The organism is Leucobacter salsicius M1-8, from assembly GCF_000350525.1.
GTDB lineage: Bacteria > Actinomycetota > Actinomycetes > Actinomycetales > Microbacteriaceae > Leucobacter > Leucobacter salsicius.
This window is the reverse complement of record NZ_AOCN01000022.1, coordinates 74,171-98,416: the sequence shown is the minus strand read 5'-3', so window position 1 is coordinate 98,416 and position 24,246 is coordinate 74,171. Positions and strand designations below refer to the sequence as shown.

Genomic DNA, 24,246 nt, shown 5'->3' with positions numbered 1-24,246 from the left:
GCGAGCGGGGCCGGCTATCCCCGCTTCGGCGCCCGAAACGCGAGCACTCGTGCCGGGTTGTCGATCATCATCGCGTCAAGCGCCGCCTCGCTCACCCCGAACTCGGCGAGCGTCGGCAGAAAGTGCTCCTCAATATAGCCGTACCCGTGCCCGCCGTAACGGCGCAGCTGCACCCTTTGACACACATCGCCTCCGAGCACGAGTTGGGCGCCCCAGCCGTCGGCGACCAGCTCCGCGAAGCCGCGCGCGACTCCGCGGTCGGTGAACGGAAATAGGGTGCCCCACGGGCTCCCCGTCGTGCCGAGAAAATCGGCCTCAACGGTGACGCCCCGAGCGAGCAGCCTACGGGCAAGCGACATGTCGTCGGCGATCGTACCCGCGTGGCCGAACACCACCGAGCGGGGGTCTCCCCCCTCCTCTTCGATCGCGTCGAGCACGCGTAGCTTCGCCTCGCCGAAGCCGCCCATGTGCAGTGTGATGGGCGCTCCGGTCAGTGCTGAAGCGCGACCGGCGGCCCGCACGCTGCGCATCTCCTCGGGGTGCACGGGGTCGCCTTCGGCCCCCACCTCACCGATAATTCCCGCGCGCACTCGCTGGCCCGGGCCCACCGAAACGCCCGTCACCACGTCGCGCACGATGATCTCGGTGAGCGCCTCGAGCGAGGTGGTCGCAAAGTCGACCGGGTGCAGATCCTTCTGGTACCAACCGGCACCCATCACCACGTTCAGCCCGGCCGCGCGGCTGAGCTGCGAGAGCCCACGCGGGTCGCGGCCCACGCCGCGCGGCGTCACCTCGACCATCGTGCCACCGCCCTGCTTCACAAAATCGCCGACCTCACCGAGCATTTCGTCAAAGTCACCGAGCACGTCGTTGTCCGCAGCCGGCATCCCCTGGCGCACGGCGGCGAGGTTCTCGAGCGCGAGCGGGCGCTCGGCCGCTTTGTCCCATTCCCCGGGACGCGGGCCGGCGGAGTGCAGCGGCCGGGGGATGTCGAGAAAGATGTGTTCGTGCATGAGCGTGCGCCCAAGCAGCTCGGGGCGTACGAGCCCCAGCACGGTCTGCACGAGCCCCTCGCGATTGGGAACAAACAGGTCGTCATTCATCGGGCGGGCTCCTCGACCGCGGCGGGGTGGCGCGCAATGATCCGGGCCGCGTTGCCCCCTGCGATCGCGCGTAGCGTCTCCTCGTTCGCCCCCAGCATCCGCAGGTAGGGCACGAATTGCTGCGGCAGGAAATGCAGCCCGTTGCCGCCATGGCTCGCGAGCCGATGTTTGTTCCGGATCCCGCTACTGACGATCACGCGCGCCCCGGCCCCTTGCTCGACCAGTCCCAGAATGGAAACGGCGACATCGTGATCGGACACGACGGTGGAGGTGTTGGGGATCCGGCCCAGATCGTCAAAGCAGATCGCGGTGCCGAGGTCCTCGAGCTTGCTCACCCGTGCCGCGTCGACGCCCGCTCCAGGGTGTCCGTTTGACTGCCGCGCCCCGATGAGCGCAGCGGCCCCCGTCACGATCACCCGGGAACGGTCGAGCCCCGCGCGGTCAACCGCGGCGAGCCCGGCGTGCAATTCTCCGAGGCGCTCGGCTGGCGCAAGCACCAGTGCCGCACCGTGGGTGCGGGCGGCGTGAGCTGCCGCCTCGACCGCTGCCGCTGCCGCGGCATCGCGGGGCAAGTCCACGAAGCCGACGATTCCCGCGGGGTGATCCGCGCACGCCAGCTCTGCCGAGATGGCTGCGGCAAATTCTTCCGGCGCGAGGCGAGAACCGAGATCCGGATCGCGCCGCACAGCACGCCCCCGACCGTTCGTGCCGCGCACGATCGAAACGCCGCTGGCCGCGCTGAGCGCACCGAGCTGATCGGGCGTGGCCTGCGAACCCAGCCCGGCCAGCGCCGTCACCGCGATAGCGGGAGATGCCGCTGCCGACCGCGTCACACAGAGTGCGGCCAGCGCATCGAGCGCCACCTCCGCATCGATGGGATCGAGCGTCTCGTCGTCTCGATTCGGAGCCCCCATGAGCAACTTACCCAGGGAACCCATCGTGACCAAAGCTCGTTCAAACGCGGCCTCCGTTGCGGGCAGGCCTGCGTTGCCAGGCCTGCGTGGCGGCGCACACAGCAGGGTTTCCGCAGCGAGAACAAGGTCAAGCGTTGCAGGGTCGACCGGGCCACTCACCGTCATCATTTTGGGGGTCAAATTCGCTCCTCACAGGGTTCGGGCCAGCGATCACGCAGCGGTGGTGCGTGATCGCCGGCCCGGGGCGGTGGGCTCGGCGGTTAGACCGCGGTGGCGACGAGCACGCGGGGGCTGCCGGGAAGCGCGACGAGGCGATCAAACTTCCAGCCCGAAGCGGCGAGCCACTCGGTGACCTGCTCGATGGGGTACACGAGCGTGCCATCGATGTTGAAGTACTCGCCCGCGTGCAGCGCGTCGATCGAGCGCTGCGTAGCATCCTGGTCCAGGAAGAAGTCGAGCAGCATTAGGGTGGCGCCGTCAGCGGCGGCGTCGCGGGCAGCCTGCAGGATCGACTCGTTCTGCTCGGCCGAGAAGCGATGGAGCACGTGGGGGAGCAGGAGCAGGTCGTGCTCTCCCCCGGGTTTGGTGGTCTCAGTATCGCCCTCTTCTACCGTGATGCGCCCCTCGACGCCTGCGGCCTGCGCGGCCTCGACGATGCCGTCGGTAAAGCCGGGGGCGTACACGAACCGGGTGGTGAGCTCGGGGTTCTGCGCCATGGCGACCACGGAGAATCCCGCCGCCAGGCCGCCAAAGTCGAGCGCATTGCGGTAGCCCGAGAAATCGAAGGCCTCACCGAACTGCTCGGCATGCAGCGCGTTGTACGTCATTACGCCGTTCATGAACTCGCCCCACCCTGCCTCGTCGAGGTCCAGCGTGCCGGCCTCATCGGTGTCGACCGTGTGGTCGTAGCCGAGCCACTGCTTGTAGCTGATGTCGCCGAGGAACCCAATGAATGGGGTCAGGTCGATCTCACCCTGTCCCGAGAGGTACTTCGCGGAGTCTGCGGCGAGGGAGTACTGACCCGCGGTGCGCTCAAGCAGGCCCAGCGAGCTCATGGAGTCAGCGAGCGTGCGCACCTGGCGCTCCGAACGCTTCGTTTTCTGAGCGATCTCGGCCACGTTTTTCTCACCGTCGGCCAGCGCCTTGAACAGGCCGATGCGACTGGCAGCGTCGAGCTGCTTAGCGCTCATGAAACCAATGGCGATATCAACGATGCGTTCGGGTGTAGCGGTCATGAGGATTCCTTGCGTGTCAGGTCCTGCCGACGGGCGGGACAGCGGTGTCCAAGAGTTGGTCTGCGGGAAACTCTACAAGCGTAGACAGATAATGTCCAGCGAGTAACTGGCTTATTTTCTACTAGCATAGAAAAACAAACCGCTTCATCGTCGAAAGGTACCGCTCCATGCCCCTCGCAACGCACCACCTCGGAACCGAACAGTCCATGCTCCCCCCAATCGTGCTCATCCACGGCTTTGCCTCGAGCGCCGCCGAAGACTTCATCAACACGGGCTGGGGCGAGGCGCTCGCCGCAGCCGGACGTACGGCAATTGCCGTCGACCTCCCCGGCCACGGCGACAGCCCGGCGATCGCGAGTGCCGCTAACGCCACCGCGTCCGCCGTGATCGCAGCCATCCTGAGTGCCGCGGCGGCCGAGTTCCCCGCGGGCGAACTCGACGTCATCGGCTACTCCCTGGGCGGACGCCTGGGCTGGGAGCTGCCCGGCGCAGACGCGCGCGTGCGGCGCGTGGTGCTCGGAGGCACGAGCCCCTTCGAACCATTCGCCGCGGTTGACCCCGCAGAGCTTTCGGCAGCACTGAGCGGTGCAGCCCCCGGCAATCCGCTCGTCGGCATAATGGCCGGCATGATTTCGGCGCCCGGCCGCGATACCGCCTCGCTCGCGCAGCTGATCCCCGGACTTGCCTCGGAGCCCTTCACCCCCGCAACCGGCGGCCCCGAGGTGCCCACACTGCTCGTGGCGGGCTCCGAGGACCACATGACTCAGGGCATCGAATCTCTCGTGGAGGCACTACCACAGGCCACACTCACCCGAGTGCCCGGCGACCACCGCGGCGCCCTGGACAGCCCGGAGTTTCGAGCAGCGGCGCTCGAGTTCCTCGCCCAATAGATCCGGATCATCACCCCGGGCCACGGCCCGGGGCAACCACACTGTGGGCACGTGCCGCGACTCAACAACAGCCGCCGCACGTGCCCACTGCTCTCCACACTCAGAGACGCACCCCTAAGCAGCCGGCGACTCCCACAGGCCGTCCGCCCGCACCTCGCGGTCGAGCCACAGCTCGGCGGTGGCCTCGCGGATCGCATCGGCCCCGTCGGACTCGAGCAGAGTAATCGCACCCAGGTTGTCGTTCAGCTGCGCCTCACTCGAGGCACCGAACAACACGTTTGCGGTCGCCGGGTTGGCGAGGCAAAATGCGAGCCCCAGCTGCGCGGGGGTGGCGCCGAAGGACTCTGCGATGCGCAGCACTTCGGGGTAGGCTCCTACGATGCGCTCGCGGATCCCACCGACGTCGGCACCGATCTTGCGCTTCGGGTTGAGCTTGCCGACGAGGATGCCGCCCTCGAATGCGTCCGAGGCCTGCAGCGCCAACGTGCCCTCACCAAACCAGCGGCCATAGTAATTTCCCTCGGCCATACTCCGTCGCACGAGACCGTACTTGAGCTGCGCAAAGCTGGGCGGCGTGAGCCCCTCAACCCGGGCGGTGTCGAGCGCGAGCTGCAGCGCCTCGGCTGGCCAGTTGTTGACCCCCCAGCTGGCGAAGCTGCCGCGCGCAATCTCGGCCTGCACGTCTCGCACCACCTGGGCGATGTCGATGTCGCCAAAGAAGTCTCCGACAACGACCGTGTCGAACGATTCGGGCCCACCAGCACCCGCACCGATGCGCGCAAGCGACTCGTCCATTTGTGCCGCAAACCCTGTGGCCGGATACTCCCAGAGCCACAGCTTGCCGCAGAGCTGATAGTCGGAGCGCGCCAGGCTCAGCTCGCGCAGCGTCTCACCAAAGAGCAGGTCGGTGCGCGATGCCTCCGCGTGCGGACCCATGTTGTAGTAGGCGACATCAAAGAACGCGGCCCCCGCCTCGACCGCGCGCGACATGAGCGCGCGACGCCCGCCAGCGTCCATGCGGTCCCAGATGTTCCACGATCCGAGTGCGAATACCGGAACTTCAGGGCCGCCCGGGCCAAGTGTTCGCGTGGGTACCTTGCCGTCAAACTCCACAACCGCCTCCTTGCAGCACGCGGGGTACGAGTTCGCACTCCCGTTATTTTCTACGATCGTATAATATAAACACGGTGGCCGCCATCACACCCCTGGCAGCGGTCGGCAATCCTTGGCAATTCTTGACAACCTCGACAAAGGAGTCCCATGTCTTCACCCACCCCTCGCACAGTGCTCATCACGGGCGGCGCCGGCGGTATTGGCCAGGGCATCGCCCGCGCCTTCATCGCAGCGGGCGATCACGTTGTGCTCGCGGATCGCGACGCGGACGCCGTGACTTCCGCCGCCTCAGAGCTGGGGGCGACCCCGCTCCCCCTCGACATCACTGATGCCGCCGCGGTCGCTAGTGCGTTCTCATCGCTCTCCGAGCCAAGCGGCGTCGACGTGCTCGTCAACAACGCGGGCATCCTCTCGGTGCACGGTGCCGTCACCGAGCTCACCCCCGAGGCGTACCGCTCAATCCTCGACGTCAATGTGGTCGGCACCTTCACCGTGACCCAGGCCTTCGCGCGGCACCGGATCGCCGCGGGCGGGGGCGGGGCCATCGTCAACATCTCGTCGATCGGTGGCCGCCAGCCCACCCCCGGGATGGGTGCCTACGAGTCGAGCAAGGCGGCCGTCGACTCCGTCACCCGCTGGTCAGCCATCGAGCTTGCCGCCCACGGTATCCGTGTCAACGCGGTCGCCCCGGGACCCGTGCTTACCCCGATGCTCGAGATGGGCATGCCCGAGGGATCACCCGCACGCGAGGCCTGGTCGAGCCGGATCCCCCTCGGCGACCTCGCCAAGATCTCGGACATCGCCCCGGCCGTCGTGTTTCTCGCGGGCGCCTCGCACATCACGGGGGTGAGCTTGGCCGTCGATGGGGGTCAGCTGCTGACGTAGCGCTTTTGCGGGGCGTGGGCGCGGGGGCGCCGGTCCCCGCCACGTCGCGCGTTGGGCGATTGGGCGATTGGGCGATTGGGGCAGGGTGGCGGCCGTGCGCGCTGCCCGCCCCGGGTCGCAGTGACGAAGGCCTAGGTTTGGCACCAGGCGCTACGAATTGCGCGCCTCGATGGGCGACCATCCCCTAGGCCGTCGTCCCATCCATAGAGGTTCGTCACGCTTCGGTCGCGTCGGGTTCAGGGCGTTGCGCCACCGCCGTTCAGGCCCAGCCGAAGCCAGGCAACCGTAAACACAGGTAGACCGTAAACACAGGTAGACACGGACGCGAATGGGCGCGGGTGGGCGCCAACCCGCCCACGACTACCGCTCAAACACCACCCGACCGTCGAGCACCGTCATGTCCACTGCAACACCGGGCAGGCCGGCCGCGCCCACATCGAAGGGATCCCGCTCAAGCACCACGAGGTCGGCAACCTTGCCCACCTCAACCGTGCCCTTCCAGGCGTCGGCACGATCCTGCGCCGCGGGTACCGCGGTGTAGGCGCGCAGCAGGGCGTGCAGCCGCGCATCCGCGTCGCCCGTGGGACCCGATCCGGATCCCTCCTCACCGCCACCAGAACCAGCCTGCGTCGCAAGAATCCTTGCATCGGCGTCGGCGACACCCACGCGCCAGTCGAACCCGAGCACCGGGGAGTCCGAGGAGAGCACGAGCACGCCCGCATCGATCGCGGCGGCGAGCGGCCAGGCCTGGGCCGCGACCTGCTCGCCCAGCATGCCCGCGAGCCAACCGTTGGTCTGCGCAGCGATGCCCGCCTGCGTATTGAGCCACACGCCCAGTTCGGCCATGCGCTTGAGCTGCGCGGGGGTGACGAGGTCACCGTGAATAATGACGTGCCCGAGGTCTCGGGCCGCGGGTGCCCCGGGCTCCCGCTCGGCCACCGCAATCGCATCGAGTGCGAGGTCGATCGTGAGGTCGCCGGTCGCATGGAGCCCCACTTGCAGGCCGGCGAGATGCGCCTCGCGCACCATCGCCGCTAGCCCCTCGGCCCTTTCTTCGATCGAGTCGCCGTTCACAAGCAGGGTGCCGTGGGTGCCGTCATCGTATGCGTGCGAGGTCCAGGCCTGACGCGAGAGTGGAATGAGATCGCCAAAGATCTTTACTCCGGGAATGGCAAACCACCGGGGGTCGCGCTCCTCGCCCTGCGCCACGCACGACCGGATCCCATCCACGACGACATCCACATCGCTGGGTCCGTCGAGCACGCCGTACAGCGCGAGCAGGGTGACGCGCTGGCTCAGTTTGCCCGCATCAGCGAGCTCTCGGTAAATGTCGATCACTTCGCTGTGGAAGCAACCGGTCTCGCCACTGTCCTCGCCGGGGCCAATCCCGGGCTCGGTGTAGCTCGTGATGCCGAGCTCGGTCAGCAGCTGGCCCGCCTTCCCAATCGCGGCGCGGCGCTCGGCACGGGTCGACACGAGCGCGCCCGTCGGCTGCTCGACCGCCGGGTCACCACCAAAGAAGGTGTGCGGCCAGCGCGCTCCGAGCCAGGATCCATGCAGGTGCGAGTCATTAATACCGGGCAGCACGGCCCGACCGGCAAGGTCAATGACGCGCGTCGTTTCGCCCACCAGGTGATCGACCTCGGCGTCTGAGCCGACGGCAATAATGTGACCAGCGCGCACGGCGACGGAACTGGCCCGACTCGCCGCCGCATCCATGACGAGCACGGCACCTCCACGCATCACCAGATCAGCATTGCCCGTGCTTTCTGCAGCGTCCATTCGCGTCATCGCTCCTCCTGCAGCCATCTTCGGCTGCGTTATGGCCAACGTGCGGCCTTTATTCGGGACACCCAACTTTGGGCTTCCCGTTAAGTTCAACGTATGTAGAATAAAACCACATGATCGGCATGCGAGCAAAGGCGCCATGTCGACGACAGACGAATTTGGAGCACTCGATGACGATTCCCACGTCCACCCGCGCAGCCGTTCTCACCGAGCACGGCGCCCCGCTGACCATGCAAACCCTGCCCCTCCCCGAGGCCATCGAGCCCGGAGCCGCCCTCGTACAGATCACCTGCACCACGCTCTGCGGTACCGACATCGAAATCTGGGCGGGCAAGATGACCTTCCCCGGCATGCTCCCCATGGTGCTCGGCCACGAGATGGTCGGCGAGGTCATCGCGGTCGGCGACGGCACCGTCGATGCGCTCGGCGAGCCGCTGCATGTCGGTGACCGCATCGGCTGGTCGGAGTCGGTCTGCGGCGAGTGCTACGGCTGCACCGTGCTGCGCCAGCCCGTCGCCTGCGCCAAACGCGGCTACGGATTTCTCCAGCGCTCGGACGCCGCCCCGTTCGCGACAGCCGGCCTCGCGGAGTACGCCTACGTCGTGCCTGGTGCGCAGAAACTCAAGCTGCCCGCCGAGGTCAAGGACACCTGGGCCTCGGCCGCAGGCTGCGCGGCCAAGACCGTGCTGCGCGCCTTCGATCGCGCGGGCGGCGTTCGTGCCGGATCGCGCGTCGTCGTGCAGGGGTCGGGCGCTCTGGGCATCTTCGCGACGGCGGTCGCCAGCATTTCGGGCGCGGCCCAGGTCATCACGGTTGGCGCCCCCGCGGCCCGCCTCGAGCTTGCCAAGCGCTTCGGGGCCGACGCGGTCGTCGACATCGCTGCCGGATCTGAAGCGACGATCGCTCGGGTGATGGAACTCACTGGGGGGCACGGCGCCGACCTGGTGCTCGATTTCGCGGGCGCCCCCTCCATCGGCCCGGAGGCCGTCGCGATTGCGGCCCAGCGCGCCACCTTCGCTGTCGTGGGCTCGACCGGCCCCGTCGGCGATGCGTTCCCGCTGTCGGCGATCATGGGCAAGGAACTCACCGTCGTCGGTTCGCTCAACGGGGACGTGTCTGACTATTTCCGTTCGATCGAGTTCTTCAAGTCGTTCGCTGATCGCTTCCCCTGGGATGAGCTGTTCTCGGCCCCCTGCGGGCTCGCCCACGCCTCCGCGCGCATCGCAAACATGCACGAGCTCGGCGAGGTCAAGGCAGTCATCGACCCGCGTATTGACGCCGCCGGTTAGCCAGCTGACTCACCCCAACCATTCCACCCCGTGAGAGGACAACGATGACCCCCACCGCCCAGATCCCCCGCCGCAAGCTCGGCACGAGCGGCCTCGAAACCTCGCTCTTCGCGCTCGGCTCCTGGCACGTCTACGATCGCATGCACTTCGAGGACACCGTGCAGCTGCTGCGCACCGCCGTCGACCGCGGCATCAATCTGTTCGACGTGGGCGTTTACAGCGCCCCCGGCTTCCCGCCTGCGTTCACAGACATCATCTTTTCGGCCGCGGTCCGCGCCGCGCAGATCAAGCGCGACGACTACCTGCTTTCAGCCAAGCTCTGGCTCGAGGGCTTCGACCCCGAGCACGGCTTCCGCCCTCAGCTTGAGGGCGCGCTCTTTCGCGTGGGCAGCGAGCACGCCGACCTCGTCGTGCTCGGCGACCTGCGCCGCGACGACCTCGAGCTGCGCGACCTCGTGCTCAGCCTCGCTGAGCTCCAGCGCGACGGCCTGATTCGCGCCTGGGGCGTCAACAACTGGTCGGCTTCGAACGTGCAGCAGCTCATCGACATCGCCGCTGCCGAGGGCGTCGACGCCCCCTGCATGGCGCAGCTCAAGTACAGCGTCTCGCGACGTTCCATTCCCGACGGTGCCCCGTTCCAGAAGCTCTGGGATCAGGGGCTCGCGATGCAGGCGTCAGATGTGATGGAGGGCGGCTACCTGGCAGGCAAGGTCGCGACCGACCGCGAGGTCGGCCGCGACCCGGGCGGCATTCGCCAGCGCATCATCAATGACGTGCCCGGCTTCGTGCGGGTCGCTGAGCAGCTCGGTGCAACGCCCGCCCAGCTCGCGATCGCGTTCACGCTGACCCACGAGGTGACCGCGAACACCCTCTTCGGTGCGTCAAGCGTGGCCCAGCTTGAGGCGAACCTCGACAGCCTGAAGCTGCTCGAGCGCTCGGGCGCCGCCACCATTCGCGAGCTCGTGACCCCGTTCTGGGCCGACCGCGACGTCGTCAACCCCGAAGGGCCGTAATCGTGACGAACCAGACCCCCCTTGCGGCGGGCAGCCCGCAGCTGGCACCCGTGCCGTTCGATCCCGAGATCGCACCCGTGCTGGAGGCCATGGCGGCCAATCCGCAGCCACCCATGAGCCTCGAGACGCTGCCGCACATGCGCGGCGCGGGCCCGGCTTTTCCGGGTGCCGCCGAGGTAGCCGCGCAGTTCACTGTGTCATACGAGGAGCTCACGATCGCGGGGCCCGCCGGCGCCCCGGAGCTGGAGATTACGGTGTTCACGCCCACCGGTCGCGCCCCCGGTACGGAGACGCCCGCTGAGCAACAGCTCCTTCCCATCCTCGTGAATTTCCACGGCGGCGGCATGATCGTGGGCCACCGCTCGTGGGAGCACGCGCGCGTGGCCGACCTCGTCGCTCGCCACACCGTCATCGGCATCAACGTTGAGTACCGGCTCGCCCCTGAGGATCCCTTCCCCGCGGGCGTCGAGGACAACTACGCCGCCACCAGCTGGGTCGCGCAGCACGCGGCCCAGCTGGGCGGCGATCCGGATCGCCTCATCGTTATGGGCGGCAGCGCCGGTGGCGGGTTCGCGGCCGCGGTGTCACTCATGGCGCGCGACCGCGGCGGCCCGCGCATCGCGGGGCAACTGCTGCTGTGCCCCATGATCGACAACACCAACTCCACGCCGTCGAGCCTGCAGTACGACGGCATCGGCACCTGGCCGCGCGACGCAAACCTGCTCGCGTGGCGGTGCGTGCTCGGCGAGGACCTCGCGTTCTCGGAGCAGGCGCCCGCCTACGCGGCACCGTCGCGCGCCACCGACCTGTCGGGTCTCCCGCCCGCCCTCATCGAGGTCGGCGCGGCCGAGATGTTCCGCGACGAAAACACCGACTACGCCAGCCGCATCTGGGCGACCGGCGGCCAGGCCGAGCTGCACGTCTGGTCGGGCGGGTGTCACGGCTTCGACATGTACGCCCCCGAGAGCGAGATCGCGCGGGCCGCGCTCGCCAGCCGCGACTCTTGGCTGCGCCGCGTCGTCGGCACGGTCGTGACCAGCCCCACGGAAAGCGAGCTCCAGCATGCCTGATCAGGCCATCACCCCGTTCCGCCCCGTGGCCCCCGAGCCGCGGCCGACCCCCGTGCCCTACGACTCCGAGCTCGAAGCGGGCCTCGCCTTCTTCATGGATCTCGTCGAGCGCATCCCGCTGCGGGAGCACACGATTCTCGAGAATCGCGCCCACTTTCTCACCGTCATTCCGCCCATGGAGGCGCAGGCGGCCGGTCGCGCCGTAACCTGGGAACACCGCGTGATCCCGGGGCCCGCGGGCGCTCCCGAGGTCGAGATCACGATCGTGCGGCCCGCGAGCTTTGATCCGGATCAGAAACCGCAGGCCCCGGGCGTGCTCAGCATTCACGGCGGCGGTTACGTGCTCGGCACCAGGTTTTTTGCGACCGGCGACCTGATCGATCTCGCTGAACGCTACGGGGTCGTGGGCGTCGCGGTCGAGTACCGTCTCGCGCCCGAGCACCGGGCCCCGGCCGCTGCCGAGGACTGCTACGCGGCGCTCGTGTGGATGGCCGAGCACGCCGCAGAGCTGGGCATCGACCCAGCGCGCCTCGTGGTCACGGGAGCTTCAGCGGGCGGCGGACTCTCGGCCGCGGTGGCGCTCATGGCCCGAGACCGGGGCGAGGTCCCGCTCGCCGGCCAGCTCGTCGTCTGCCCCATGATCAACGACCGCAACGACACGGTTTCGGCGTGGCAGTACGACGGGATCGGGGCCTGGGACCGCAACAACAACGACACCGGTTGGGACGCATACGTCGGCGCCGACCGCGGCACCGACCGGGTCACCGCCAACCAAGCGCCGATCCATGCGACCGACCTTGCGGGGCTCGCCCCCGCATACTTCGAGGTGGGGGCCGCTGACGTGTTTCGCGACGAGACCGTAGCGTATGCGAGCCGCATCTGGGCGGCGGGCGGATCAGCCGAGCTGCACGTCTGGGCTGGCGGCTATCACGGGTTCAACGGCTTCTCCCCCGACGCTGTCGTGTCACAGGCCGCAAACACTGCGCGCGACAGCCGGTGGCGCCGGATCCTCGCGCTGTGAGCGTCCGTCGCGGGCGCACGCGCCGGGCAGCCGGTGCAGTGCGGCCCGGATCCGGATCCGCGCGCCCCATGGGCCTCCTGCGCATCACGCTCGTGCTCGGGCTGCTCGAGGCCTTCGGGCCGCTATCGATGGACCTGTACTTGCCGCAGCTGCCACAGCTCGCGCGTACGCTCGGCACCACTGACGCGCTCGCGCAGGCGACGATGTCGGTGTGCATGATCGGGCTGGGCGTCGGGCAGCTCATCGCGGGGCCGCTGTCCGATCGGTATGGGTGCAAAAAGCCGCTCGTGACCGGGGTGGTGCTGTTCGCGGTGCTGTCTGCCGCGTGCGCGATGGCGCCCACGATCGAGGTGTTACTGGTGGCCCGATTCTTCCAGGGCCTCGCCGGTGCGGCGGGAGTCGTCATCAGCATGGCCGTCGCGCGCGACCTGTTTGAGGGCGTCGAGCTCTCGCGCATGCTCTCGCTGCTCGCGCTGGTGACCTCGCTTACGCCGATCATTGCGCCCGTGATCGGCGGGCAGCTCGCTCGATTCATGGACTGGCGCGGCATCTTCTTCGTGCTCGCCGGAGTGGGAGCGGTGCTCGTGCCGGTGGCCACGCTCGGGCTCCGAGAAACGCTGCACGACGGGCGGCATTCGGGTGGTGTGGTGCGCACCACCGCCGGTCACATTGGCACAGTCATGCGCGACCCGCTGTTCGTCGCGTTCATGACCGCGTCGTGCCTGGGCGGCGTCGCGTTCTTCTCCTACCTGTCGATGTCGAGCTTCGTGCTGCAGGATCAGTTGGGGCTCACCCCGCAGCTGTTCAGCCTCATTTTCGCGATGAACGCGCTCGCGCAACTCGGTGGCGCGCAGCTGAGCCGGCTGTTCGTGCGGCGCCTCGGCACCGCACGCATGTATATGACCGGGCAGATCGCGGGCGCCATCGCCGCGATCCTGCTGCTCGTCGCTACGCTGCTGGGCGCCCACACGATCGCGTTCATCGCGCTGCTGGCAATCTTTATCGGAGCGGCCGGGCTCGGCGGCCCCAACGGCACGACCCTCGCCCTTGGGGCGCACGGTTCCCGTGCGGGAACGGCCTCGGCTTTGCTCGGCATGGGTATGTTCACGGCCGGGGCCGTGGCCGCGCCCCTCGTCTCGGCCGGGTTTGGAACATCCACGCTCACCATGGCGAGCACGATCGCGGCCGGAGCGACCCTGGCCGCGTGCATCGCGATCTTCGCGATCCGGCGCGTACTGCCGCGCCAGCTCGCCGCGCAGAGTGCCGCGCCAAGCGCAGCGTCGAGCACAGTGTCCAGCGCAGTGCGCACCGAAACGGTCACGCAAACGCAAACGCAGGTCCCCTGAAGACAACCCCCAATCGCCCCGACCGGTTTACGCTGAAGACACTGACCGGTCTCAAAGTGGAGGAACCATGAATACATACGACAGCTTGCTGGCCACAGTTTCGGCGCAGAGCGGCGAGACCCGCGAGGTCTTCGATCCGGCCACGGGCGAGCTCATTGCCGAGGCCCCGGTCAACGACGTCGCGACGCTCGAGGCCGCAATCGACAAGGCCGAGGCGACGCAGCCTTCGTGGGCCGCGCTCTCCGATGAGGAGCGCATCGCGTACCTGCACAAGGCCGCAGACGCGATTGAGGCTGCGGCTGAGCCGCTCGCCGAGCTGCTCTCGCGCGAGCAGGGCAAGCCGCTCAACGGCCCCAACGCCCGCTTCGAGGTGGGCGGATGCGTCGCTTGGACGCGGGCCGCCGCAGACACCCCGCTGCCCGTCGAGGTAATCGTCGACGACGAGTCGGGTTACGCCGAGATGCACTACCGCCCGCTCGGCGTGGTCGGCGCGATCTCGCCGTGGAACTGGCCCATGATGATCTCGATCTGGCAGATTGCGCCGTCGCTGCGCATGGGCAACACCGTCGTCATCAAGCCCGCAGAGACCACCACGCTGTCGGTGCTCGCACTCGTGGCCGTTATGAACGAGGTGCTCCCCGAGGGCGTGCTCAACATCGTGCCCGGCCCCGGCAGCACCGTGGGCGACGCGCTCACGCGTAGCCCCAAGATCTCGAAGATCATGTTCACGGGTTCAACCCCCGTGGGCAAGCGCATCATCGAGGCCTCGGCACCCAACGTCACGCGTCTTACGCTCGAGCTCGGCGGCAATGACGCCGGCATCGTGCTGCCCGACGTCGACCCCGCCGCGATCGCCGAGGACCTGTTCTGGGGCGCATTCATCAACACGGGCCAGACCTGCGCGGCGCTCAAGCGCCTCTACGTGCACGATTCGGTCTACGACGCCGTGGTCTCGGAGCTTGCCAAGGTCGCGGCTGCGGTGCCGATGGGTGTGGGCCTCGAGGAGCAGAACGTGCTCGGCCCGCTGCAGAACCGGCCCCAGTTCGACATCGTCGACCGGCTCGTCGAGTCGGCTAAGGCCTCGGGTGCCCGGGTCGTGCTCGGTGGCGATCCGGATCGCGAAGCCGCAGGCAATTTCTACCCCACCACGCTGGTCGCCGATATCGACCCGCAGCAGGATCTGGTGCTCGAGGAGCAGTTTGGCCCCGCTCTGCCGATCATTCGCTACACGGACGTCGATGAGGCCGTGCGCCTCGCGAATGCACTCGAGGTCGGCCTCGGTGCGTCGGTGTGGTCCGCGGATCGCGACGCCGCCCGCAAGGTCGCGGCCCGCCTCGAGGCTGGCACCGTGTGGATCAACTCGCACGGTGGCCTCCACCCGATGATCCCCTTCGGCGGCGCGAAGCAGTCGGGGTACGGCCGCGAGTTTGGCGTGATGGGCCTCAAATCCGTCGCCGAGCCGCAGGTCATCAGCGGCTAGCACGCACAAAGGCTGCACCCCCTCGTCATCCTGCGCGAGCGGAGCGAGTCGCAGGATCCACACTCGAAAGGAACCCACTATGCAAGATCAGGTACGCGCGGCCGTGCAGAAGTATGTTGACGGATGCAAGGCCGCTGACGCTGCCGTGGTCGCCGACGCGTTCGACGAGAACGCGATCATGTGGGGCTATCTCGGCCCGACCTACGTGACGCAGTCGGGGGCAGATTTTGCCGCCAATGTGATCGCGGCGGCCGAGCCCGCGGGCGCCGACTACGGCTCCGAGATCCACGGCATCGAGGTCACCGGAGAGGTTGCACACGCAATCCTCGACGAGCAGAACTTCCTGGGCGCGAACTTCCGCAACCACTTCGGGCTCGTGCGCCGCGATGGCGTGTGGCGCATCGCGAGCAAGGTGTTCACCACGGTGTAGTGAGTCTCTCGGACTTCGGCCGCGGCCCCCTCTCACTGGGAGCCGCGGCCGTTTCTGGTTTGGGCTCCTGACCTGGCACTCGCCCTGCCCGCACTGATGTCTATCCCGCGTACAAGCGCATATGGTTTGGTCGTTCAGAAAGTGGGACAAACCGTATCCACCCGTACCGCGGATAGGCACCAGTCGCGCCGTCCACAGGGCTTGAATTCACACCTTCGCCGCCGATGTATCCACAAATTCGCGTTTACTGCCCCACTCTGCGCACCGCCGACCGACACTCGTTGGTATGGGTAACAACGATTTCATCCCTGCGGCGCGACGTTTGCTACTCACTGCGGCCGAGGTCCAGGCCGAGGGCGTGTCACGCAGATCGTTCCGCACCCTGGTCGAGCGGGGCGACCTGCGACGCATTCGTCCGGGGTACTATGTCGCGGGCGACCAGTGGCGCGAGCTGAGGATCGATCAACAGCACGTCGTTGCGATACTCGCAGCTCAAACTGCCGCGTCCAGTCCCCCGGTGTTCTCACATCGAAGTGCTGCGACTCTCCTGGGGGCACCGGTATGGTCGTCGTGGCTCGCGAGGTTGGCGATAAGCGCTCAGTCTTCCAAGCTGGCTCCACGAACCCACAATTCCCCCGATCCGCTCGTGCCACATATTTCCGTAACCAGCCCAAACACTGCTCCAACCTCCCGCTCGCTTGTGCGCCATCGTGCACTGTCAGTGCCTGCGGTGTTCCTCCCTCACTCGGCAATCTCGTGCACCACGCTGGCCCGTACCGCTGCGGATCTTGCCCGAAGCGAACCATTTGTAATCGCACTCGCGTGCGTCGATGCGCTCTTGCACCGTGCGTTCGCCGTCGGCAATGAGGTTGATGTCGCTTCGGTGCAACAATGGCGCGCCCAGGTACACGGAACCCTCGAGTCTGCTCCTCGAGCGCCGGGCAACGTCTCACTGCGCGCGATCCTGGCATTCGCAGACCCCGGGGCCAGCTCACCACTTGAGTCAGTGAGCAGACTGCGCATGCTGCAGTTAGGGGTCGAGTTCGAGTCCCAATGGCGCGTGCGGGGCCGCGAAGGTCGGTGGTGGTATGTCGACTTCTGGTTTCCATCAGCTGGAATGTTTGGCGAGTGTGACGGCCGGGTCAAATACACCGATAGGAAAATGCGCGGTGACCGAACTGTCGAAGAGGTGCTCTACGCCGAAAAACGCCGGCAAGAGTGGATCGAGGGATCGACGAGATCGCGAGGCGTGCGCTGGGGAGCCATGGAGCCCTCATCTCGGGAATCATTTGCGCGTATGTGCCGCGATTTCAGTATCCCCTACCTGGGCCGACCGCTTCCAGGTCTCGATGATCGGGTCAATCAGCTTCTCCTCCAGCGGCTCTAAATTGAAGCTGCCCTGCTTCGGCCAGGCCAGGCCAGGCCAGGCCACTATTGACCACGAGTTGCACGAATGTCTACGGTCTGGCCGCTGACCAGAGCGACCAAACCGTAGACATTCGTATCAAAGATAGACATTAGTCACGATGCGAGCAGCAGCCAGCTCCCCGGCTACGCCGAAGCAGCCTGCCGCTCCCGCAGCGCCAGCCACTCGTCACGACGCGCAGCCTGCAAGATCGGGTCGGCCACCGGCGACGCCGCGAGCAGCCGCTGGCTGTACGGATGCTGCGGGCTACGCGTTACCGCGTCGCCATCTCCGACCTCGACCAGGTTGCCGCGGTACATCACGGCCACGCGGTGGCAGATGCTGCGCACCACGCCCAGGTCGTGCGACACGAACAGGTACGACACCCCCGTCTCGCGCTGCAGGTCGATCAGCAGGTCAAGCACCGTGGCCTGCGTCGTGAGGTCGAGCGCGCTCACCGGCTCATCACAGATGATGAGCCGAGGCTTGCGCACGAGCGCCCGCGCGATCGCGATCCGCTGCCGCTGCCCGCCCGAAAACTCGCTCGGGTACCGGTCGATCACACTCGCGGGCATGCTCACGCGCTCGAGCATCTCGCCCACGATCCCGCGCGCCGTGGCTCGGTCGGTCCCAGCGGTCGACAGCGGCTCCGACAGGATCTCGCCCACGGTCATCTTTGGATTAAGTGAGCCGTACGGGTCCTGAAACACGACCTGAATATCCGACGCTAGATCCCGCCGCGCCTGGCCCTTCAGGTGCGTGATATCACGCCCGTCGAACGTGATCTTGCCGCCCGCGACCGGCACGAGGCCGAGCACGGCCTTGCCGAGCGTGGATTTGCCCGATCCGGACTCCCCGACCAGCCCGACGCACTCGCCGGCACCCACCTCGAGCGACACCTCGTGCAGCACACGGTTCGGATTACGCTTCGTGCCGTACTCGACGATCACGTTCTCGGCCCGCAGCAGCGGTTCGTTCGCGGTCATGCGACTTCCTCCTTCGCGCGGGCGTCCGCGATGTTGCGTGCGGCTGCGGCGTCGAGCTCGGCCCGGCTCGCCGCGCCATCGAGCGATGCCGCGATCAGCTCGCGGGTGTAATCGTTCTCGGGGTCCGCGAAGATTGGGCCGACGTCATCAATCTCGACGATCGATCCGGATCGCATCACGACGACGCGGTCGCAGATGTCTGCCACTACGCCGAAGTTGTGGGTGACGATGATGAGCGCCATTTCGTACTCGGTCTGCAGCTCGCGCAGCAGTTCGAGCACCTCGGCCTGCACCGTCACGTCGAGGGCGGTCGTGGGCTCGTCGGCGACGAGCACCGAGGGCTTACCTGCGATCGCACCGGCGATCAGCACGCGCTGTGCCATGCCCCCCGAGAGTTCGTGCGGGTACGACTTCATGACGCGCTCGGGGTCGACGATGCCGACCCGATCCAGCATGGCGAGCGCTCGCTCGCGGGCCTCCGCCTTGGACATGCCGTGCACGGCACGCAGCGGTTCAATCAGCTGGTAGCCGATCGAGTACGAGGGGTCGAGGTTCGACATCGGCTCCTGCGGAATGTAGCCGATTTCGTGACCGAGGAGCTGGGCACGGTCCCGCTTCGACAGGGTCGTCACGTCCTCACCGCCGATCCAGATCGCGTCAGCGGTGTAGTAGCCCGACTTGGGCAACAGGTCGAGCATCGAGAACACCGTCTGCGACTTACCCGATCCGGATTCGCCTACAATTCCCAACACCTCCCCGGGGGCCACGTCGAGCGTAATGCCGTGCACGACCTCGATCGGGCCCGCCGGGGTTTCGTAGTTGACGCGCAGATTCTCGAGCCGCACTGCCGAGTCGACCGCGGCGACCGAGATGGTTCCCGTCGTGGTCGTGGTCGCCCCGATGGGCAGCTTCTGCGCATTCTGCTTTGCGATGTTGCGGCGCTCTCGCGGGGACAGCGCAACCGTCTTGACGCTGATCACGTCGGCGAGGGTCGAACCGAGGATCGCGAGCGCCGCGATCGTGATGCCGAGCGCGAGCGACGGCCAGAGCAGCAGCAGCGGGTCCGTGCGCATGACGCGGAAGCCCTCGTTCATGGCAGCGCCCCAACCGGGGGTGGTGCCGCCGCCGATGCCGAGAAACTGGAGGCCGGCCTGCATGCCCATGGCCATGCCGGCGGTGAGGGCCGACTGGATCACGATGGGGGCGGTGACCTGCTTGATCACGTGGCGCGTCATGATGCGCGCGTCAGAGAGCCCCGACACGCGTGCCGCGTCGATGTAGGCTTCGCCGCGCACCGCAAGCACGGTCGAGCGGGTGAGCCTGAAGTAGCCGGGGGCCATGAAGACACCGACCGTCACCATCAGAATGTTGAAGTCGTTGCCGGTGTTCGCTCCCACGATGAGCAGGATGATCATGCCGGGAATCGACTGGAGCCCGTCGCTCACCCAGGTGGCGACGCGATCGAACTTGCCTCCGTAGTAACCGGCGGCGAGGCCCGACGGGACGCCGATCACCAGCGAAGTGACGATCGCCACGAGCGCACCCCAGAGGGTGATCTGAGCGCCCCAAATAAGGCGGCTGGCGACGTCGCGACCGGTCGTGTCGCCGCCCATCCAGTGCTCAGCGCTGGGTGCGGCCCGGGTGAGGGCAAGGTCGACGAAGTTGGGGTCGTAGGGTGCAATCCAGGGGGCGAGGACCCCCACGAGCACGACGAGCAGCAGCACTCCCAGCGAGATCGCTCCCGCGGGCTTGCGCAGCAGGCGAACGAACAGCGAGCCGCGCTTGACGGCCCGAGAGTCAATGTTGTCGGTGAGTGGTGAGGTCATTTCACACGCGCCTTCGGGTTGATCCAGCCGAGCAACACGTCGAGCAGGAAGTTAATGATGACGACGAAGATCACGGTGATGACGGTGATCCCGAGCAGCATCGGAATATCGCCGTTTTGCGATGAAGACTGTGTCATCGGGCCGATACCGGGCAGCGCGAAGATCTGCTCAACAATGATGGCGCCCGAGAGCAGCCCCACGAACATGAGCGCGAGAATCGTGAGCGAGGCCGGTGCGGCGTTGCGCAGCAGGTGCATCACGATGCGAGGCGCGGGGAGCCCGCGGCTACGCAGTGTGCGCACGTAGTCCTGATTGTCCGCTTGGATGATGGCGTTGCGCAGCTGTTCTGCGATCATCACGACGGCGCCGAGCGCCAGCGCGATGGCGGGGAGGGCGATGGACTGTAGCCAACCGCCCAGGGACTCGGTGGGGGGAACATATCCGACGGCTGGAAACCATCGCAGCTGCACCGCAAAGGTCATGACGAGCACGAGTGCCACCCAGAACCCGGGCAGTGCGAAGAGAATCACCGAGCTCGCTTTCACGAGCTTGTCGATCCAGGTGCCCGGGCGCAGGCCAGCTGCCACCCCGAACACGGCACCGAGCAGGGCCGACAGCAGGATCGCGACGGTCACTACGGAGAGCGTCACGGGGAGCTTCAGGGCAAGCTGACTACCCACGGGCTGAAAGTTCTTCCACGAGTCGCCGAAGTCGCCCCGCAGCAAATTCATGAACCACTCGCCGAACTGCACAAGGATCGGTCGGTCGGTGCCAATCTTCTGGGCAAGTAGCGCCTGCGACTCCGGAGTCGCGGCGCTCCCCAGAAGACCGAGGGTAGGATCGGGGATCGCGGCGTGCGCGAGGAAGAACGTGCCAGTCGCCACGACGAACAGCAGGATCACTCCCGAGAGCAACCGTTTGAGGGTGAAGGTGATCATCAAGACTCCGGTGTCGGATCAGAGGTGGAATGAAGAAGTGGGGATCCCCGAGAGTCGGGGATCCCCACTACTACTAGCTCGCCAGTTCGACCTGGCGCAGCGTCGGGAACATCATGCCCGTAACCGGTGTGACCGTGAAGTCAGCGGTCGAGATGTACATGTTGGTTGACTGCGACCACACCGAGAAGAATGCGTTCTGGGTGACCAGCTCGTTGAGCTTCTCGATCGCTTTGGTCTGCTCGTCGCCCGGCGCCGCGGTATTGACGATCTCGAGCTGCGCGGCAACGTCAGGGAAGGCCTCGATGCCCGGGTTCGGGTTGTACCACTGGGGCTTCGAGATCTGACGTTCGATCGTGGCCATGGGGTTCGAGTCCATCGCAATCACGCCGACAAACATCGGGTACTCGGGGGCGACCGACATGTACTGCATGAAGTCGGTTTCCTTCCAGGTGACCTTGATCTTCAGGTCGGCGAGCGTCTGCTCGACGATGGCCTGCCACGGCTGGAACTGCGGCGACATGGGCATGGTGATGTCAAAACCATCGGCGTATCCGGCTTCTGCGAGCAGTGCCTTCGCCTTGTCCATGTTCGGAGCGTACAGGTCGGTCAGCGACGCGACATAGCCCGGGGTGTCGATGGGGAACACCTGGTTCGTGCCTTCACCCACACCCTGCGCGATCGTGTCGACCATTTCCTGGCCGTTGAACGCGTAGTTGAGCGCCTGGCGCACCTTAAGGTCGCCGATCGGCTTGCCCATTTCGCTCTGCCCGACGCGATCCGCAAACTGCAGCCCCACCCACATGGACAGGCCGCTCGAGACGTTCCAGTCGTAGTCTGGTGCCATGTCGGCAGCCGTCTTGTCGCCATAGATCAGCTGGAACTGGCCGCTTTCCATGCCGTTGAGCATGGCCGTAGCGTCAGACAGCGGGCTGACGGTCAGCGGGTCAAACGGGAAGTCTGCGGCAGCCCAGTGGTCGGCGACCTTGTCGAAGTGGTACTCGGCACCGGGAATCGACGAGTCGCCCAGCGTGTACGGCCCCGAGCCCACGGGGGTCTCCGCGAGCGTGCCCGCGGCGATCGCGTCGGGCGCCATCATGTAGCTGCGACCGAGCGCCATGAAGTACAGGATCGTGTCGTCGCGCTGGGTGAGATTGATCTCGATGGTGTCTTCGTCCGTGGCAGTGAAGCTCTCAACATTGAGGTAGGCCTCCTGCGAACGCACGCCGGCCTTGAGGTAGTCCAGGCTCTTGACTGCTACGTCGGCGTCGAACGCCGTCCCGTCCGAGAACTTCGCGTCCGTGCGCAGGTTCATAGTGATCTTCTTGAAGTCGTCTGACACCTCCCAGTCGGTTGCGAGGGCGGGCTGCGGTTCGCCCTTCTCGTCGATGGCGAGCAGCGGGTCATAGATCGCCGACAGGTAGGGCCCGTCGAATCCGACGTCAGCAAGCGAGGGGTCCCAAGACGTGACGTCTAGGAAGTTTCCGATGCTGAGTGGCTTTGCGCTCGAGGTGGCTTCTTCGCCACCCGCGGCGTTTCCACCTCCGCCCGAGCAGGCGGTCAAAGCGAGCGCGGCCGCGGCGAGTGCCGCGAGGCCCGTAAGTGTTTTCTTCATGTCTTCTTCTCTCGGTTCCAGGACATGGGGGTGTAGGTAGAGGACTCCGTTGTGTCAGTGCCACCATGCGCCGAACGATCGCTGTTCGAGTGCGAGATGGACGGCACTTCCACGTGTCGTCGCGTTTCATTCTACGCATGTTGACAATAAGCACAACTCCGCTTTTCGTAACAAATCGGAAACGAAGAAAGATGACACCCGAGCCCCAAATCGTATACGATCTGATCACGCCCCCATCGAAGTGGAGAACACGTGCTCGAACAATCACAGATCATCGCGATCGCCGACGAACTGGTCCAGGCAGACAAGGATCGCACGATCCTCCCCAAGCTCACCTCCCGCTACCCCGACATGCAGATCGAGGATTCGTACGCGATCCAGAAGGAGTGGTCAGATCGCCGCATCGCGAACGGTGCACGCCTCGTGGGCCACAAGATCGGTCTCACCTCGAAGGTGATGCAGGTCGCGACCGGCATTTCTGAGCCCGACTACGGCGTAATCCATGACGACATGGTGCACGAATCGGGCGCGGTGCTCGAATTCGATCGCTTCTCAAACGTTCGCATCGAGGTCGAGCTCGCCTTCGTGCTCGCCAAGCCCCTCTCGGGCCCCAACGTGACACTGTTCGACGTGCTCGACGCCACCGCCTACGTGGTGCCCGCGCTCGAGATCCTGAACTCGCACCTCGAGCTCGAGGGCCGCACGATTGTCGACACGATCAGCGACAACGCCGCGATGGGCGCCATGGTCGTGGGCGGCCGCCCCATGAAGGTCAACGACGTCGACCTCACCTGGGCCAAGGCGCTGCTCTACCGCAACGAGACCATCGAGGACTCGGGCGTTGCGGGCGCAATCCTCGGCCACCCCGCCCTCGGCGTGGCCTGGCTCGCCAACAAGCTTGCACAGCACGGCCAGTCGCTCGAGGCGGGCGAGATCATCCTCGCGGGCTCGTTCACCAAGCCCATGTGGGTCGAGCGCGGCGACACCGTACACGCCGACTACAACGAGTTCGGGAGCGTCACGTGCCGGTTCATCTAACCCTGCCCCCCACGCTGCGCGACCGGATCCAGGCGAGCGACCGCCCGCTGGTCGGCCTGTGGGCCTGCGCTGGCAGCGCGGTCACCGCCGAGATCGTGGCCGGCAGCGGCTGCGATTGGGTGCTCCTCGACGCCGAACACTCCCCCAACGGCCTCGAGTCGATCCTCGCGCAGTTGCACGCGATGGCTGCCTACCCTGTCGCACCGGTCGTGCGCCCGCCCTTCGGTGACACCGTCACGATCAAGCAGTACCTCGACATCGGCGCACAGAATCTGCTGATTCCCATGGTCGACACCGCTGAGCAGGCCGTGCAGGTCGCGCGCGCGGTGCGCTACCCCGACGGTCAGGGCGGCGGCGTGCGCGGGGTCGGCTCGGCGCTCGCACGCTCGGCCCGCTGGAACCGCGTCGAGGGCTACCTCGGTCGGGCCCGCGACACGATCTCACTCACGGTGCAGATCGAGTCAGCCGAGGCCGTGAGCAATGTCGAGGCGATCGTGGGCACGGAGGGCATCGACGCGATCTTCGTCGGCCCCTCCGATCTCGCGGCCTCGATGGGTTTGCTGGGCCAGCAGAATCACCCCGATGTCATCGCAAACGTGATGCGCGCCATCCAGGCGGGCCGCGACGCGGGCAAGCCCGTGGGCGTCAACACGTTCGTGCACGAGGATGCCGATCGCTATCTGGTCGCCGGCGCCTCGTTCGTCGCGGTCGGCGCCGATGTTGCGATCCTTGCGCGCCAAACGGAGGCGATCGTCGATCGCTTCCTGGGCAGCTCCGGATCAGCCACTCCCCGCGCCAGCTACTAGCTGGCGGCTGGATCCTGCGCCTCTTTTCTCACGGTCACCCCGGGCGACCGGACACAGC

At 66.8% G+C, this 24,246-nt stretch carries 21 protein-coding genes; 12 read left to right on the top strand and 9 right to left on the bottom strand.

The window, feature by feature from the left end; genetic code table 11:
* Positions 1-14: 14 nt before the first annotated feature.
* The 3 genes from C795_RS0109600 to C795_RS0109590 all read right to left on the bottom strand — a co-directional run bounded on the left by C795_RS0109600 (position 15) and on the right by C795_RS0109590 (position 3,252).
* Positions 15-1,103, bottom strand: coding sequence for a phosphotriesterase family protein (locus C795_RS0109600; RefSeq protein ID WP_017793540.1), 1,089 nt, complete (start codon positions 1,101-1,103; stop codon positions 15-17).
* Positions 1,100-2,197: a phosphotriesterase family protein gene (locus tag C795_RS0109595; RefSeq protein WP_157487063.1), complete on the bottom strand. Its 1,098-nt coding sequence runs from the start codon at positions 2,195-2,197 to the stop codon at positions 1,100-1,102. The genes C795_RS0109600 and C795_RS0109595 overlap by 4 nt, the downstream gene beginning before the upstream one ends.
* A gap of 80 nt (positions 2,198-2,277) precedes the next feature.
* A complete protein-coding gene (locus C795_RS0109590) occupies positions 2,278-3,252 on the bottom strand; it encodes a methyltransferase (RefSeq protein ID WP_017793538.1) in 975 nt (324 codons plus the stop codon).
* A 167-nt stretch (positions 3,253-3,419) separates the two neighbouring features.
* On the opposite strand from C795_RS0109590, the gene C795_RS0109585 reads away from it, so the two are divergent.
* Positions 3,420-4,142, top strand: coding sequence for an alpha/beta fold hydrolase (locus tag C795_RS0109585; protein ID WP_017793537.1), 723 nt, complete (start codon positions 3,420-3,422; stop codon positions 4,140-4,142).
* Positions 4,143-4,256: 114 nt separating this feature from the next.
* Here the strand turns inward: C795_RS0109585 and C795_RS0109580 are convergent, their stop codons facing one another.
* Positions 4,257-5,255, bottom strand: a complete 999-nt coding sequence (locus tag C795_RS0109580) for an aldo/keto reductase (protein ID WP_017793536.1) — start codon at positions 5,253-5,255, stop codon at positions 4,257-4,259.
* A gap of 147 nt (positions 5,256-5,402) precedes the next feature.
* Between C795_RS0109580 and C795_RS0109575 the strand changes: the two genes are divergently transcribed.
* On the top strand, positions 5,403-6,140 hold the full coding sequence (locus tag C795_RS0109575) for an SDR family NAD(P)-dependent oxidoreductase (protein ID WP_017793535.1): 738 nt from the start codon (positions 5,403-5,405) through the stop codon (positions 6,138-6,140).
* 360 nt (positions 6,141-6,500) lie between these two features.
* Here the strand turns inward: C795_RS0109575 and C795_RS0109570 are convergent, their stop codons facing one another.
* Positions 6,501-7,922 (bottom strand): amidohydrolase family protein, encoded by a 1,422-nt coding sequence (locus tag C795_RS0109570; RefSeq protein ID WP_017793534.1) that lies wholly within the window; start codon positions 7,920-7,922, stop codon positions 6,501-6,503.
* A gap of 176 nt (positions 7,923-8,098) precedes the next feature.
* On the opposite strand from C795_RS0109570, the gene C795_RS0109565 reads away from it, so the two are divergent.
* The 8 genes from C795_RS0109565 to C795_RS17860 all read left to right on the top strand — a co-directional run bounded on the left by C795_RS0109565 (position 8,099) and on the right by C795_RS17860 (position 16,964).
* Positions 8,099-9,217 carry a zinc-binding dehydrogenase gene (locus C795_RS0109565; RefSeq protein WP_017793533.1) on the top strand — a complete coding sequence of 373 codons (1,119 nt, stop codon included), beginning with the start codon at positions 8,099-8,101 and terminating at the stop codon, positions 9,215-9,217.
* Between the two features lie 44 nt (positions 9,218-9,261).
* Positions 9,262-10,230, top strand: a complete 969-nt coding sequence (locus C795_RS0109560) for an aldo/keto reductase (RefSeq protein WP_017793532.1) — start codon at positions 9,262-9,264, stop codon at positions 10,228-10,230.
* 2 nt (positions 10,231-10,232) lie between these two features.
* Entirely contained in the window at positions 10,233-11,300 is a 1,068-nt protein-coding gene (locus tag C795_RS0109555; protein ID WP_017793531.1) for an alpha/beta hydrolase, read from the top strand.
* The gene (locus C795_RS0109550) at positions 11,293-12,321 is read left to right on the top strand and encodes an alpha/beta hydrolase (protein ID WP_017793530.1); all 1,029 of its coding nucleotides are present in this window, start codon (positions 11,293-11,295) and stop codon (positions 12,319-12,321) included. The genes C795_RS0109555 and C795_RS0109550 overlap by 8 nt, the downstream gene beginning before the upstream one ends.
* Positions 12,318-13,667, top strand: a complete 1,350-nt coding sequence (locus tag C795_RS0109545) for a multidrug effflux MFS transporter (protein ID WP_232225470.1) — start codon at positions 12,318-12,320, stop codon at positions 13,665-13,667. The genes C795_RS0109550 and C795_RS0109545 overlap by 4 nt, the downstream gene beginning before the upstream one ends.
* Before the next feature lie 67 nt (positions 13,668-13,734).
* Entirely contained in the window at positions 13,735-15,147 is a 1,413-nt protein-coding gene (locus C795_RS0109540) for an aldehyde dehydrogenase family protein (RefSeq protein ID WP_017793528.1), read from the top strand.
* A gap of 79 nt (positions 15,148-15,226) precedes the next feature.
* On the top strand, positions 15,227-15,577 hold the full coding sequence (locus C795_RS0109535) for a nuclear transport factor 2 family protein (RefSeq protein ID WP_017793527.1): 351 nt from the start codon (positions 15,227-15,229) through the stop codon (positions 15,575-15,577).
* Positions 15,578-15,863: 286 nt separating this feature from the next.
* Positions 15,864-16,964: a type IV toxin-antitoxin system AbiEi family antitoxin domain-containing protein gene (locus C795_RS17860; RefSeq protein ID WP_083879205.1), complete on the top strand. Its 1,101-nt coding sequence runs from the start codon at positions 15,864-15,866 to the stop codon at positions 16,962-16,964.
* Positions 16,965-17,128: 164 nt separating this feature from the next.
* Here C795_RS17860 and C795_RS0109520 read toward each other — a convergent pair whose 3' ends face one another.
* The 4 genes from C795_RS0109520 to C795_RS0109505 all read right to left on the bottom strand — a co-directional run bounded on the left by C795_RS0109520 (position 17,129) and on the right by C795_RS0109505 (position 22,344).
* On the bottom strand, positions 17,129-17,968 hold the full coding sequence (locus C795_RS0109520) for an ATP-binding cassette domain-containing protein (protein WP_017793525.1): 840 nt from the start codon (positions 17,966-17,968) through the stop codon (positions 17,129-17,131).
* On the bottom strand, positions 17,965-19,794 hold the full coding sequence (locus C795_RS0109515; protein ID WP_017793524.1) for a dipeptide/oligopeptide/nickel ABC transporter permease/ATP-binding protein: 1,830 nt from the start codon (positions 19,792-19,794) through the stop codon (positions 17,965-17,967). Before C795_RS0109515 ends, C795_RS0109520 begins: the two co-directional genes overlap by 4 nt.
* Entirely contained in the window at positions 19,791-20,732 is a 942-nt protein-coding gene (locus C795_RS0109510) for an ABC transporter permease (protein ID WP_017793523.1), read from the bottom strand. Before C795_RS0109510 ends, C795_RS0109515 begins: the two co-directional genes overlap by 4 nt.
* A gap of 73 nt (positions 20,733-20,805) precedes the next feature.
* Entirely contained in the window at positions 20,806-22,344 is a 1,539-nt protein-coding gene (locus C795_RS0109505; RefSeq protein ID WP_017793522.1) for an ABC transporter substrate-binding protein, read from the bottom strand.
* A 252-nt stretch (positions 22,345-22,596) separates the two neighbouring features.
* Between C795_RS0109505 and C795_RS0109500 the strand changes: the two genes are divergently transcribed.
* Positions 22,597-23,382, top strand: a complete 786-nt coding sequence (locus tag C795_RS0109500; protein ID WP_017793521.1) for a fumarylacetoacetate hydrolase family protein — start codon at positions 22,597-22,599, stop codon at positions 23,380-23,382.
* Complete coding sequence (locus C795_RS0109495) at positions 23,367-24,188, top strand: HpcH/HpaI aldolase family protein (protein ID WP_017793520.1); 822 nt, start codon at positions 23,367-23,369, stop codon at positions 24,186-24,188. Before C795_RS0109500 ends, C795_RS0109495 begins: the two co-directional genes overlap by 16 nt.
* Positions 24,189-24,246: the final 58 nt, after the last annotated feature.

What these genes read in the sequence shown, in the direction of transcription:
- C795_RS0109600 (WP_017793540.1), bottom strand. Translation starts at nt 1,103, where the DNA reads ATGAATGACGACCTGTTTGTTCCCAATCGCGAGGGGCTCGTGCAGACC.
- C795_RS0109590 (WP_017793538.1), bottom strand. Translation starts at nt 3,252, where the DNA reads ATGACCGCTACACCCGAACGCATCGTTGATATCGCCATTGGTTTCATG.
- C795_RS0109585 (WP_017793537.1), top strand. Translation starts at nt 3,420, where the DNA reads ATGCCCCTCGCAACGCACCACCTCGGAACCGAACAGTCCATGCTCCCC.
- C795_RS0109575 (WP_017793535.1), top strand. Translation starts at nt 5,403, where the DNA reads ATGTCTTCACCCACCCCTCGCACAGTGCTCATCACGGGCGGCGCCGGC.
- C795_RS0109570 (WP_017793534.1), bottom strand. Translation starts at nt 7,922, where the DNA reads ATGGACGCTGCAGAAAGCACGGGCAATGCTGATCTGGTGATGCGTGGA.
- C795_RS0109565 (WP_017793533.1), top strand. Translation starts at nt 8,099, where the DNA reads ATGACGATTCCCACGTCCACCCGCGCAGCCGTTCTCACCGAGCACGGC.
- C795_RS0109560 (WP_017793532.1), top strand. Translation starts at nt 9,262, where the DNA reads ATGACCCCCACCGCCCAGATCCCCCGCCGCAAGCTCGGCACGAGCGGC.
- C795_RS0109550 (WP_017793530.1), top strand. Translation starts at nt 11,293, where the DNA reads ATGCCTGATCAGGCCATCACCCCGTTCCGCCCCGTGGCCCCCGAGCCG.
- C795_RS0109540 (WP_017793528.1), top strand. Translation starts at nt 13,735, where the DNA reads ATGAATACATACGACAGCTTGCTGGCCACAGTTTCGGCGCAGAGCGGC.
- C795_RS0109535 (WP_017793527.1), top strand. Translation starts at nt 15,227, where the DNA reads ATGCAAGATCAGGTACGCGCGGCCGTGCAGAAGTATGTTGACGGATGC.
- C795_RS17860 (WP_083879205.1), top strand. Translation starts at nt 15,864, where the DNA reads ATGGGTAACAACGATTTCATCCCTGCGGCGCGACGTTTGCTACTCACT.
- C795_RS0109520 (WP_017793525.1), bottom strand. Translation starts at nt 17,968, where the DNA reads ATGACCGCGAACGAACCGCTGCTGCGGGCCGAGAACGTGATCGTCGAG.
- C795_RS0109515 (WP_017793524.1), bottom strand. Translation starts at nt 19,794, where the DNA reads ATGACCTCACCACTCACCGACAACATTGACTCTCGGGCCGTCAAGCGC.
- C795_RS0109510 (WP_017793523.1), bottom strand. Translation starts at nt 20,732, where the DNA reads ATGATCACCTTCACCCTCAAACGGTTGCTCTCGGGAGTGATCCTGCTG.
- C795_RS0109505 (WP_017793522.1), bottom strand. Translation starts at nt 22,344, where the DNA reads ATGAAGAAAACACTTACGGGCCTCGCGGCACTCGCCGCGGCCGCGCTC.